The organism is Spiroplasma endosymbiont of Phycita roborella, assembly GCF_964031195.1.
Taxonomy (GTDB): Bacteria; Bacillota_I; Bacilli_A; order Mycoplasmatales; family VBWQ01; genus Spiroplasma_E; species Spiroplasma_E ixodetis_A.
On record NZ_CAXIQJ010000004.1, the window covers coordinates 382,311 to 394,512 of the forward strand.

General features: G+C 24.2%; 15 protein-coding genes and 1 pseudogene. 6 read left to right on the forward strand and 10 right to left on the reverse strand.

Annotation, left to right across the window (positions count from 1 at the left end):
* Positions 1–163: 163 nt before the first annotated feature.
* Positions 164–2,170: a transketolase gene (tkt, locus tag AAHM95_RS04160; protein ID WP_342274196.1), complete on the forward strand. Its 2,007-nt coding sequence runs from the start codon at positions 164–166 to the stop codon at positions 2,168–2,170.
* Positions 2,171–2,183: 13 nt separating this feature from the next.
* Entirely contained in the window at positions 2,184–2,420 is a 237-nt protein-coding gene (locus AAHM95_RS04165; protein WP_252319938.1) for a YneF family protein, read from the forward strand.
* 59 nt (positions 2,421–2,479) lie between these two features.
* On the opposite strand, the pseudogene AAHM95_RS04170 reads toward AAHM95_RS04165, so the two are convergent.
* From AAHM95_RS04170 to AAHM95_RS04195, 6 genes and pseudogenes are all read right to left on the reverse strand, one after another.
* Positions 2,480–2,626 (reverse strand): annotated as a pseudogene (locus tag AAHM95_RS04170) (IS256 family transposase); the annotation flags it as partial.
* Positions 2,627–2,752: 126 nt separating this feature from the next.
* The gene (locus AAHM95_RS04175; protein WP_342274198.1) at positions 2,753–3,628 is read right to left on the reverse strand and encodes an ankyrin repeat domain-containing protein; all 876 of its coding nucleotides are present in this window, start codon (positions 3,626–3,628) and stop codon (positions 2,753–2,755) included.
* 210 nt (positions 3,629–3,838) lie between these two features.
* Complete coding sequence (gene rpsO / locus AAHM95_RS04180; protein ID WP_252319942.1) at positions 3,839–4,105, reverse strand: 30S ribosomal protein S15; 267 nt, start codon at positions 4,103–4,105, stop codon at positions 3,839–3,841.
* A gap of 167 nt (positions 4,106–4,272) precedes the next feature.
* Positions 4,273–4,986, reverse strand: a complete 714-nt coding sequence (gene plsY / locus AAHM95_RS04185) for a glycerol-3-phosphate 1-O-acyltransferase PlsY (RefSeq protein ID WP_338975974.1) — start codon at positions 4,984–4,986, stop codon at positions 4,273–4,275.
* A 42-nt stretch (positions 4,987–5,028) separates the two neighbouring features.
* Positions 5,029–5,334: a SemiSWEET family sugar transporter gene (locus tag AAHM95_RS04190; protein ID WP_281748102.1), complete on the reverse strand. Its 306-nt coding sequence runs from the start codon at positions 5,332–5,334 to the stop codon at positions 5,029–5,031.
* Positions 5,327–5,617 carry a SemiSWEET family sugar transporter gene (locus tag AAHM95_RS04195; RefSeq protein WP_338978737.1) on the reverse strand — a complete coding sequence of 97 codons (291 nt, stop codon included), beginning with the start codon at positions 5,615–5,617 and terminating at the stop codon, positions 5,327–5,329. The genes AAHM95_RS04190 and AAHM95_RS04195 overlap by 8 nt, the downstream gene beginning before the upstream one ends.
* A 149-nt stretch (positions 5,618–5,766) precedes the next feature.
* On the opposite strand from AAHM95_RS04195, the gene AAHM95_RS04200 reads away from it, so the two are divergent.
* On the forward strand, positions 5,767–7,005 hold the full coding sequence (locus AAHM95_RS04200; protein ID WP_281749630.1) for an IS256 family transposase: 1,239 nt from the start codon (positions 5,767–5,769) through the stop codon (positions 7,003–7,005).
* A 108-nt stretch (positions 7,006–7,113) separates the two neighbouring features.
* Here AAHM95_RS04200 and AAHM95_RS04205 read toward each other — a convergent pair whose 3' ends face one another.
* The 4 genes from AAHM95_RS04205 to AAHM95_RS04220 form a co-directional block, all read right to left on the reverse strand.
* Positions 7,114–7,278 (reverse strand): hypothetical protein, encoded by a 165-nt coding sequence (locus tag AAHM95_RS04205; RefSeq protein ID WP_281748104.1) that lies wholly within the window; start codon positions 7,276–7,278, stop codon positions 7,114–7,116.
* Between the two features lie 61 nt (positions 7,279–7,339).
* The gene (locus AAHM95_RS04210; RefSeq protein ID WP_342274199.1) at positions 7,340–7,507 is read right to left on the reverse strand and encodes a hypothetical protein; all 168 of its coding nucleotides are present in this window, start codon (positions 7,505–7,507) and stop codon (positions 7,340–7,342) included.
* Positions 7,508–7,587: 80 nt separating this feature from the next.
* Entirely contained in the window at positions 7,588–8,124 is a 537-nt protein-coding gene (locus AAHM95_RS04215; protein ID WP_342274200.1) for a hypothetical protein, read from the reverse strand.
* Between the two features lie 333 nt (positions 8,125–8,457).
* Positions 8,458–8,787 carry a hypothetical protein gene (locus tag AAHM95_RS04220; RefSeq protein ID WP_342274201.1) on the reverse strand — a complete coding sequence of 110 codons (330 nt, stop codon included), beginning with the start codon at positions 8,785–8,787 and terminating at the stop codon, positions 8,458–8,460.
* A gap of 167 nt (positions 8,788–8,954) precedes the next feature.
* Here AAHM95_RS04220 and AAHM95_RS04225 point away from each other — a divergent pair, with 167 nt between their 5' ends.
* The 3 genes from AAHM95_RS04225 (at position 8,955) to AAHM95_RS04235 (ending at position 12,165) form a co-directional block, all read left to right on the forward strand.
* A complete protein-coding gene (locus AAHM95_RS04225; RefSeq protein ID WP_281748109.1) occupies positions 8,955–9,398 on the forward strand; it encodes a GNAT family N-acetyltransferase in 444 nt (147 codons plus the stop codon).
* A 53-nt stretch (positions 9,399–9,451) separates the two neighbouring features.
* The gene (locus AAHM95_RS04230; RefSeq protein ID WP_342274202.1) at positions 9,452–11,422 is read left to right on the forward strand and encodes an ankyrin repeat domain-containing protein; all 1,971 of its coding nucleotides are present in this window, start codon (positions 9,452–9,454) and stop codon (positions 11,420–11,422) included.
* Positions 11,423–11,559: 137 nt separating this feature from the next.
* Positions 11,560–12,165 carry a hypothetical protein gene (locus AAHM95_RS04235; protein ID WP_338978732.1) on the forward strand — a complete coding sequence of 202 codons (606 nt, stop codon included), beginning with the start codon at positions 11,560–11,562 and terminating at the stop codon, positions 12,163–12,165.
* Positions 12,166–12,202: the final 37 nt, after the last annotated feature.

Genomic DNA, 12,202 nt, shown 5'->3' on the forward strand with positions numbered 1-12,202 from the left:
TTCTTTTTTAATTTGTTCAAAGATTCAAATTAGTTAAAATAAAATTATATTTTTGTCATTATTATTTATACTTTTTTAATTATTTTTAAAAAATTACTTATTTTATTAAGAATATTGTTAATATTATATTAAATAATAACTATTAAAAATTTAAGGAGAAATTATGGAAAATAAAATTAATTTAGATAAATTAACTATTAATTCAATTCGTATGTTAGGAGTACAAGCAGTTAATGCTGCTAAAAGTGGCCATCCTGGTATTGTTTTAGGTGCTTCACCAATGACTTTTTCTTTATTCAAAAATCATTTATCTTTTAATCCAAAAAATCCAAAATGATTTAATCGTGATCGATTTGTTTTATCAGCAGGTCATGGTAGTGCTTTATTATATTCAATATTACATCATGCTGGTTATAAATATACAATCAATAATATAAAACAATTCCGTCAATTAAATAGTAATACACCCGGTCATCCCGAATATCATTTAGACTATGGAGTAGAGACGGCTACTGGGCCATTAGGTCAGGGTATCGCTAATGCTGTTGGAATGGCGCTTACTGAGAGTTTTCTTGGTGCTAAATATAATCAAAAAGATCTTAATATTATTGATCATTATACATATGCAATTTGTGGTGATGGTGATTTACAAGAAGGTATTGCGCAAGAAGCACTTAGTTTTGCTGGACATTTTAAATTAAATAAACTAATTATTTTATATGATTCAAATGATGTTCAATTAGATTCATCTGTTAAATTAGTATATTCAGAAAATTTAAAAATGCGTCTTCAAGCATTAGAGTGAAATTATTTAAAAGTTGAAGATGGTGAAGATGATAAACTTATTTCTGAAGCTATTAAAAAAGCAAAACTTAGTGATAAACCAACTTTAATTGAAATTAAAACTATAATTGGTTATGGGGCTAGTAAACAAGGAACACCCAGTGTTCATGGCTCTCCTTTAATGGAAGATATTAAAACAGTTGCTAAAAATTTAAACTGAGAATATCCTGAATTTACTGTTCCAAAAGAAGTAAGTACTTACTTCACACAAACAGCACTTAATCATGGTTCTAAAATAGAATTAGTTTGAAATCAAAAAGTTGAAAAATATGCAAAATTATATCCAAAATTGTATAATGAAATTAAATCAGCATTGAAAAATGAAATTTTTAATGAAGATTATCAATTAAATAAAATTGATTGAACTTCAATTATTGGAGTAAATTCACAAGCAACAAGAGTAGACTCTGGTAATATTTTAAAACTTTTATCAGCTCATTGTCCAACATTAATTGGTGGTAGTGCTGATTTAGCTGGCTCAACTAAAGCATTAGTAACAGATAAAGACTTTTTACCTCTTGATCATTCAGGAAGACATATTCATTATGGAGTAAGAGAATTTGCAATGGGCGCTATTGTTAACGGTATGACGTTACATCAAGGCACAATTCCTTTTGGTTCTACTTTTCTTGTGTTTAGTGATTATCTAAAGCCTACATTACGATTAGCAGCTTTAATGTCAATTCCATCTTTGTTTATTTTTAGTCATGATAGTATCGCAGTTGGCGAAGATGGTCCTACCCATGAACCAGTTGAACAACTAACAATGTTAAGAACTATTCCTAATTTTAATGTAATTCGCCCCGCTGATACAAAAGAAACAATTGGTGCATATTTAATGGCATTATCTAGCAAAACTAACCCTAGTGCTATTATTATTACTAGACAAAATTTACCACAACTTGCAAATAGTAATATTGAGGCAGTTCAAAAAGGTGCTTATATTATTAGTAAAGAGAAGAGTAGTAAAGCTTTAGATTTAATTATTATTGCTACCGGTAGTGAAGTTTCGTTGGCTATTGCTAGTCAAGAACAACTATGAAACGATCAAAAACTTAATGTTCGTGTAGTTTCAATGCCTTCTACTTTTATTTTTGATAAACAAGATAAAACATATCAAAATAAAATTTTACCTAATGATATTATAAAAGTTGCTATTGAAATGGGTTCTAAAGATAGTTGATATAAATATGTTGCAGGTAATGGCTTTGTTATTGGCGTAAGTACTTTTGGTATTTCTGCTCCTGATAAGGTAGTACTAGAAAAATATGGCTTTACATCAAATCAAGTGTGTGATAAAATTAATAAGTTTTTAAACAGTAAGTAAGGAGAAATTAATAATGATGGTTTGGTGAGCAGTATTAATCATTGGCATTGCTAGTGCGTTAATTGGTGGATTAGTTGGTTTTATTGTTACTAAGAAGATTTTCGAAAAACAATTACAGAAAAATCCTCCTATTAATGAAAATATGATTCGTGCAATGTATTTACAAATGGGGCGTAAACCTACTGAATCTCAAATTAAATCAGTAATGCAAGCAATGAAACGTCAACAAAGTACTACTAAAAAACGATAATTTTTATTAAATATAAAGAGGCTTTTTAATAATCTGTGTATCTTTGTTTTACAAAGTTACTAATTTAGATTAATTCTGTCTTCAAATTTTATCATAAAATGAGCAATTGCTGTATTTCAATTTTGAATAGGCAATGTTCATTTTTTTGTTATATTTTCAATTGCCAAGTAAAATATTTTGAAAACTGCCATATCATTAGGAAAAACATTTCCAATATAAATTGTAAAATAGTTACTATTATGGTAACTATTTTTATTCATTATATTTGTGATAAATTTAATGTTTTATATATCCGCTTGTTGATGGCTTATTTTGTGGATAATTTTCTTCTTTTAATTCTTGTTTAATTTTTTTCTGTCATTTTTTTCTTTTTCTTGATTAGTATTTAATTTATTAATGTTACATTTAAATATTTTCTTTATTCTTTGTTCAATTTTTAAAATTTTTTTCTTATTGATTTTTAATCCAATTAATATTAAATTTTCTTTTATATTTTTTACTGAATTATTTGTATTTAAATGTATTAATATATTATCTTTAATATCATGAAATAATGAGTTATTTGAAAATTTTGGCCTATATTTAATAATTTCTACTTTCGCCTTATTTGTAATATATTCTTCATATTCTTGATAAAATATGTTTTCTAATATATTTTTTATGTTTTTATCATAAAATAAACTATCATTAATAATGATTGTCAAAGCCGTATCACCATTTTGATTTATGAAATGAATATTTGCATTATTTATTAGTAAAGTATTAACTATTTGTGCTAGTCCATTTTTAGCAGCTAAATGCAAGGCTGTATCACCATTTTGGTTTGCGTGGTTGATATTAGCGCCATTTTCTATTAAAACATTAATTATACTTAAATAACCTTTTTTAGTAGATATTATTAGTGCTGTATCACCATTTTGGTTTGCGTGGTTGATATTAGCGCCATTTTCTATTAAAATTTTAATGGAATCTATAAGTTGATAATAGTGACTTGCTACTATTAAAGGACTATCACCATTTTCGTTTGTATAATTTAGATTAGCATTTTTTTCTATTAAATTATTGATCTCTTTTTTTATTTCAGAACTAATTTTTTCTTCTTTAATTATATAATCCCAATAATTAAAATATGTAATATTTTGATATGAAGTGACAGAATTTAAAATAACTGATATTATTTTTTCACCATTAATATCTTTATCATTCATTATTTTGTTCCTCCTTTTGAAATCAAAAACCCATTTATTTTAGTGAAAAATAAATGGGTTAGAAACATATAATAATTAATAATTATATTATAACACTTTTAGTATTAATTTTATTATCGTTTAAATCATTTGTAAATTTATTTCTATGTTTAATATTATTTAGATGTATATAAAAAAAATCAGTATTAATAAGTAAATACTGATTTAATATTAGTTATCTTTTAGTGATAGTGCTGTTAATAATTTATTGTATGTAGCAACATCTTGTTTTTTAAAGTATTTTAAGAAACGTTTTCTGCTTGCTACCATTTTTAACAAACTTCGTTTTGCAGTAATATCTTTTTTTTGTACTTGTAGATGGGCTGTTAATTCTAAAATTCTTTTTGTTAAATTAATAATTTGAACTGCAGAAGAACCAGTATCTTTGGCATTTAAGCGAAATTTTTTAATCAATTCATCTTGTTTAATTTGTTCCATATTTGACAACTCTCCTTTAAATATAATTCGGCTTAAGCAAAGCTAATATCGGAGAGAATATTAACAATGTTAAGTCAACATGGTTATAATATTACATTAATTTTAAACATAAAACAAGCATTTTTTAAAAAAATATTTTTATTAATTTTGTATAAAGAGATGATTTTTTATTTTTTTTCTTCATTTGCTTTTTTATTTTTTTTATCAAAAATAGTCACTTTACGTTCAGTATGATTAAGAATTCTTTTACAATTATCTCAATGACGAATAATAATTAATATTCAAATTAGAGCCATAATTATATTAACAATATAGTATTGAGTGTCTTGTTGGGAAAGAAAAGCATGCAGTGGCATATTCGGTATTCATGATAAGATAAAAGCAAGTATCATCATTAACATTGAAGATAAAGATGACATTCTACTTAAATATAAAATAAATCATCAACTAGCAATTGTGATAACGCAATAAATAGGATTAATCATTAATAGTACTCCTAATGAAGATGCAGCTCCTTTACCACCACGAAAACCATAAAATAGTGGTCAACAGTGACCAATAATTGCAGCAAGACCAGTTGGATAAATATATGCTTGTTTAAACATTGTTTCATAATTAGGATTAGTAATATTGATAAAGGTTAAACCATATGCAATTAAAATAGGAATAGCGGGCTTAAAACCGTCAATAATTAAAATAATAGCTCCTCATTTACCACCCATAACTCGTGTTGAATTAGTAGCACCAGCATTTTTAGAGTAATAATCTCTAACATCGGTTTTAAATTTTATTTTACTAATAATAATTGAAGGTGAGATTGAGCCAATTAAATAACCAATGATAATAAAAATAAAAGTTCCTAATAGATTAATATGTTCCATTTTTTTCTCCATTCTTGTGCAAGTATTATGTTAATAAAAATTTTATTTTTTGGAAGTTAAATTGTTCTTTTTATCTTTATTATTATAATATAAATTATAAATTATTAATGTTAATAATATGATATTAATAACTGTGCCAAAGGCATTTGCTGCTAGTAAGGGAATGTTTTTAATTAAACTAGCATAAATTATGAATGAAGTTAATCCTATTTGATATATGCTATAAGAAATTAACGATAAACCTTTTGTGTTTTTAGTTTTAATTAGTTTAATAGTTTGTGGTAAAAAGGCAACCGAAATAAAAAAGGCACCTATATATCCAATAATATCAATTGCAATATTAGACATTTTTTTCCTCCTTATTTTTTTGTTTAATTAAATTGTTAACAATAATTCCAATTATTATGAAATTTAGTATAGCAGTAATAGTTTGACAAGTAATCATGGGAATATCATTACGAAGTATGCCAAATATTAAAAAAGTAAGACCTCCCAGTTGATAGATACTATATGAAAAAATAGAAAGACCTGAAGTATTTCTTGTTTTAATTAGTTTAATAGTTTGTGGTAAGAATGCCAAAGGAATACAAATGGCTGCAAGATACCCCAATATTTCTATAAAAATGTTCATTTTTTCTCCTTTTAATTAATTTAATTTATCATAGTAATTATAATAAAATATGAAAAGGAAATGTTTAGTAATCTGTGTAACTTACAAAAATAACTATGTTTAATTAATTCTAGTAAATATAATTAAATGACTAGAAAGAGTGAGTACAGATGGCTAAAAAAGATAACTTTAATAATAATGATCCAATATCAAAAGCAGTAGATTTATTACTAGAAAATACTGAAGATTTAACAACAGTTTTTAAACCTGGCGGTTTATATAAAGAATTAACAAAAAGATTAGTTGAAAAAATGTTGAATTCTGAAATGCAAAATTATTTAGGATATGAAAAAAATCAACATAGTACTACTGAAAATGCTCGTAATGGTACAAGTTCAAAAAAATTAATAACTCAACAAGGTAAAATTGAAATTGATGTACCAAGAGATCGCAATAGTAATTTTACTCCTGTAATAGTTCCTAAAAGGCAAAGAAGATTTGATGGTTTTGATCAACAAGTTCTTTCCTTGTATGCAAAAGGAATGACATTATCTGACATTAGAATGCAGTTGCAAGAGTTATATCATGGTGCTGATATTAGTGAAAGTGTTATTAGTCAAATTACTGATGATGTTATTGATGATGTTAAAGCATGACAAAATCGACCATTAGAAAGTATTTATCCTATTGTTTATTTTGATTGTATAGTAGTTAAAGTACGACAAGATAAACGGATTATTAACAAATCAGTTTATATAGCATTAGGAGTTGATTTAGAAGGCAAAAAAGATGTTTTAGGATTATGAATTAGTGAAAATGAAGGTTCTAAGTTTTGATTATCTAATTTCACAGAAATGAAAAATCGTGGCTTAAATGATATTCTTATTGCTTGTAGTGATAATTTAACAGGCATGTCAGAAGCAATACAATCAGTTTATCCTAAAACAGAACATCAATTATGCATTGTTCATCAAATTAGAAATAGTTTAAAATATGTTTCATACAAACATCGAAAAGGTCTAGTTGCAGATTTAAAACCAATTTATAGTGCATGTAGTGAAGAACAAGCAATGCAAGCTTTAGAATCGTTTGAAAGTAAATGAAATAAACAATATCCTCAAATTACTAAATCTTGATATAAAAATTGAGATAATTTAATGGTTTTTATTAGTTATCCAGTAGAAATCAAAAGAGTGATTTATACTACAAATGCTATTGAATCTGTTAATAGTCAATTACGAAAAATCATCAGAAATAAAAAAGTTTTTCCTAATGATATGGCAGTTTTCAAAATATTTTACTTGGCAATTGAAAATATAACAAAAAAATGAACATTGCCTATTCAAAATTGAAATACAGCAATTGCTCATTTTATGATAAAATTTGAAGACAGAATTAATCTAAATTAGTAACTTTGTAAAACAAAGATACACAGATTATTAAAAAGCCTCTGTGAAAATAGTTATTTATTTTATTTTAAATAATAAAAAATGTGTTTTGCTAAACACATCATTAATTTATTTTTCTTCTTCTTTAATGAAACATTTTTTACATAAAGATTTCCCTTCTTTTGTATCAAGAATGTCAAAAGGTTCAAACATCATTTCGCAATCAAAACATTTTACGGTTTTTGTTAAAGGTTCATCATCAGTTTTTTTGTTTTTTTTATTGAATCATTTCATTATATCCTTCCTTTCTAAATATATTAAATAAATGTGTCATTAACACACTTATTTAATATATTTATTTAGCACAATCTTTACACAAACATTTACCATCTGCTGCTTTAGTACATTCAGATGAACTTTTCATTTTCCCACAACCATCACATTTTTTTTGATCTTTTGCTTCTCCGGTTTTATTTCTTTTTTTAAATGGTCACATGTATATAACTTCCTTTCCTCATATCATAATTACTCTACTCAATTATAACAAATTTTATTATTTTCTATGGTATTAACTATTTTTAAAACTTTTTTGTTAAATTTTGATTAATTATTTTTTTCTATTTTAAGAATATTATTTTTGATTTCTTCAATTTCTTCAATATCAGTTATTCTATTAAATAAGTGAAAAAGCATATAGTTTAATTCTTTTGGTTTATGAAAGTGTTTTTTAAAAAATATTATTGTTTCATCAATAGTTGCCATTAGCATTACTGCTTGTTTGGTGTTAATGCTATTATTTTGTAATGGTATACGAACAAGTGTTGGCAACTGACTAACAAACATGTAGTCTTCTAAAGATTTTTCTTTTTGTGTATAATAGAAAATTTGAAAAGCACTAATTTTAGCACCAATTGTTTTAATAGCATTTTTTACTGCTGTAACTTGTGAATTAAGCATATTTTTGATTAATAAGGTAATAAAGATGGTAATTGTTCCAATTGGTAAAATAATTGATAAAATTAAGTCTAAGTTAACATTAAACTTTTGAGCAAATATTGATTTTAATAAAGTATAACCATTTTGGAATAAAATAACAGATAAAAATAAAGCAAAGTTTGGTGTTTTTCATCATTTATGCATAATTAATATTTCTGTTTTAATTTTTAAAATATATCAAAAGAAATAAGAAGTTAATACCAAGATAATACCATAAATTAATACAATGATAGTTGTTAGAAAATTGAAAAAACTAAAAACAATAGCTAAATTAACTGTAAAACCTAGATACATTTTAATATCATAAATTGGATAATCATTTGCAAATTGAGTTGTTAAACCATATTTTCTTTGAAATGCTCGACGACGATAAAGTTTAATGATTATAATAATATAAAAAAGTAAAGCAATTAAAGCGATTAAAATTGTAATAAAGATATATGAATAAGCAGTATTAATACTATTTAAACGTTGTGTTTATGCACTTCCTCAGTCACTTATTGGTGCATCATCATGTTGAGTAAAAATAAATGACATTAATGAAAAATCAATTAATGGATAATAAATAGCCATTAATTTTTTATAGAAAGGAGTTTTGTCACTTTCTTGTTTTGCGTTAGCAATTTGTTCTAGTAGTTCTTTAACATTATTTTCTTTATCAATTCTTGTTCTTTCATTTAAAAATAAGACTAATGCAGTAATTAGTAATGTAATAAATATTATTCAAAAAAATAATAAAACAAAATATTGCCCTCCCAAAAAATTATGCGGTCGTAATTTTTTAAATTGAATTTTTTGTACTTCCAAAATTTATTCCCTCCCCCAAAAAAAATATTTTTTAAAATCGCTTACTTAAATTATAGCACTAATTAAAAATTCACTTATTAATTGGTAAAATTTACTAATTGTTAAATTAAATTTAAAAATTAATTATATAATTAATTTAAAATATTATTTATATTTAAGGAGAAAACATGAAAATTGAAATAGTTAATAATATTGAAATGTTAGAACAAGCATTTTTGATTAGAAAAAAAGTTTTTGTTAATGAGCAAAAGGTTCCTTTTGAAGAAGAAATTGATCAATTTGAAGATGTATCGATTCACTTTTTAGTTTTTGATGATCATAATAAACCAATAGCTACTAGTAGAATGCGAAAAGTTGAAGATATTGTAAAGATTGAAAGAGTGTGTATATTGCAAGAATATCGTAAATTGGGTATTGGTAAAAAATTAATGGAATTTATGGAAAAAGTTGCAATTAAAAATCAATTTAAAGTTATATCTCTTTATGCCCAAATTCAAGCACTAAATTTTTATAAAAATTTGGGTTATAAAGTTTGTTCTGAAATATTTTTGGACGCTGGTATTAAACATTGTAAAATGGAGAAAAAAATATATAATGAAGGTAAATTTTAAAAAATAATATTTTAAATACATTGTTTTTAAAAAAACAATGAAAGGAAAAGAATATGTTTGAGTGAGTTAGAGAAATATTTGGAATAAATATAAATATTAATAACAAAGAAGCAAAAATGATAGATGCTATTAAAAATAAAAAGTTAGATGTAGTTAATAAAATATTAAAATATGATATTAATATTGATTATATTGATAGAACTGGTTATACGCCTTTAATGTGGGCCGCTGAAAAAGGTTATCTAGAAATAGTTAATGTTTTATTAGAATATAATGCTAATATTAATTACATATCTGTAAATGGTAATACTGCTTTAATCTTAGCTGCTAAAAAAAAATATACAAAAATAGTTAATCTGTTATTAGAACATAATGCTAATGTTAGTTGTGAGGATCAATTTGGTAATACTGCTTTAATTTTAAGTACTGAAAATGGAAATTTGGAAATAGTTAAAACTTTATTAACACTTAATGTTAATGTTAATCATGAAAATCGATATGGCGAAACTGCTTTGTTAGTGGCTGCTAAAAATGGATATACAGAAATAGTTAATGATTTACTAGCAAATGGCGCTAATATTAATCATGTCTCTATAAATGGTAATACTGCTTTAATATTAGCAATTAAATCTAATTATTTAGAAATAGCTAATGCCTTATTAACAAATTATCCTAATGTTAATAGAAAAAATATGTTTGGTTATACGCCTTTAATGTGGGCTGCGAGGAATGGTCATTTAGAAATAGTCAGAACTTTATTAGAATTGGGAGCTAATGTTAATTGTATAAATGAAAATGGTGATACGCCTTTAATGTGGGCTGCGAGGAATGGTCATTTAGAAGTAGTTAATTTGTTATTAAATAAAGGTGCAAATGTTTATTCTATAACAAAAATTTGTGGTTATACTGCTTTAATTGCTGCAGCTGGTAGAGGTCATTTAGATGTAGTTAATACTTTAATCAAAAATGGCGCTAATGTTAATCATGTAACTATTGATGGTTTGAGTGCTTTAATGTGAGCTGCTGAAAAAGGTCATTTAGAAATAGTTAATACTTTAATCAAAAATGGCGCTAATGTTAATCATGAAAATATAATTGAAGAAACCGCTTTAATTGTTGCTGCTAAAAATGGACATTTGGATATAGTTAAAACTTTATTAATAAATAGTGCAAATGTTAATTTTATAAACGAAAAAGGTTGCAATGCTTTAATGTGAGCTGCTAAAAATGGACATTTGGATATAGTTAAAACTTTATTAGCACATAATGTTAATATTGATGATGTAGATGTAAATGGCAATACTGCTTTATTATTTGCAACCAAATATAATCATTGACAGATAAAAAAGATAATTATTGAAGTAAATAGTTTAAAAAGAGAAAATTTATTAAATGTTAAAAAAATGATAAATAAAATGAATATTATTTTTATTAAAAATAAAGAAAGAATTTATTCAAAAAAAATAGAAAGAAAATTTATTAAAATATTGCAAAATTATGAAGATTATATTAATAAAAAAACCAAAAATATTGATGGACAACTAAATCTTTTTTTTAAAAAAGAATTTATTAATAGTCTAAAATTTGAAGAGGAAAATTATTCATTATTGCATATAGCAGTATTAAATGATTGACAAAAATTAGTAACTTATTTAGTAACAAAATGACCGGTTGATATTGATTATAAAGATAGTTCGGGGAATTCGGCATGAAATCATGCTTGTATGTTACTAAAAAAAGAAAATGCTTTAGCAATTAAATCAAAAGTTCAAATAAATGAAGAAGATAAAATATTTTTAGAAAAAAATATTGATTTATTATCAAGAAAAGAATCTTGTTTTATTAAACCTTTAAATAAAAAAGATAAAAATGCTAATAAAAATAGATTTAACATTATAAATTATTATTATGATGTAGATGAAGTTGCTATTGATGCTTTTGATTATTTTAAAAATAACATAAATTTAATTGAAGATGATAATACTTTTTTAACAATTAATAATAAACAAACTTTACAAATATAAAGGTAATTTTCATTTAATTATACAGATTAAATTTTAAGTAAACACTCAAATCATAATAAAATAATAATTAATGTAATATAACAAAAATTATATATAATAGGTATAGTAAAAAAGATTTAAAGATTGAGGAGAAAAATATGAATATTATAAAATCGGTATTAAGATTAATGTCGGCAGTTGCTTTAACTACAGTTAGCACAAGCTCAGTTATTGCATGTGATAATCAAGATTTCGAAGAAAATTTATTAAATGCAAAAGTTTCACAAGGTTTAAAATTGACTAATGCTACTGGTGAAGGATTATTAATGCCTACTATTAATATTGATGAAAATGATAAATCACAAGTAACTTGAAAAATCAATACAACTAATATTAAGGTAATAAATTTGATTAAAAATGATAAAAAAGCTAAAGATGAAGAAAGTTTTCAATTTTTAAAAAATGTTTTAAATATTAAAATTGATAGTGGCACAAAATTAGAAGATGCTATTTTTAATGAAACAGAATTAAATAATGTAACTACTATTATTTCAAATATTAATGTTGATTTAAATCCAGTAACACAGAAAAATGATTTTTATATTGTAAAAGGTTCATATAATATAATGTTTACAAATGGTGTTACAAAAACTGATAAATATAAAGTAGTTACAAAAACAAGTCCAAATGGAGTAATTAATCATGATATTTTTCCAATTAAAAAACAGATTTTAATAGTAATTTTCAAAGTGAATTTAAAGTAGGCCAATCAGTAAGTAAATTTCAAATTAAGAGTGATTT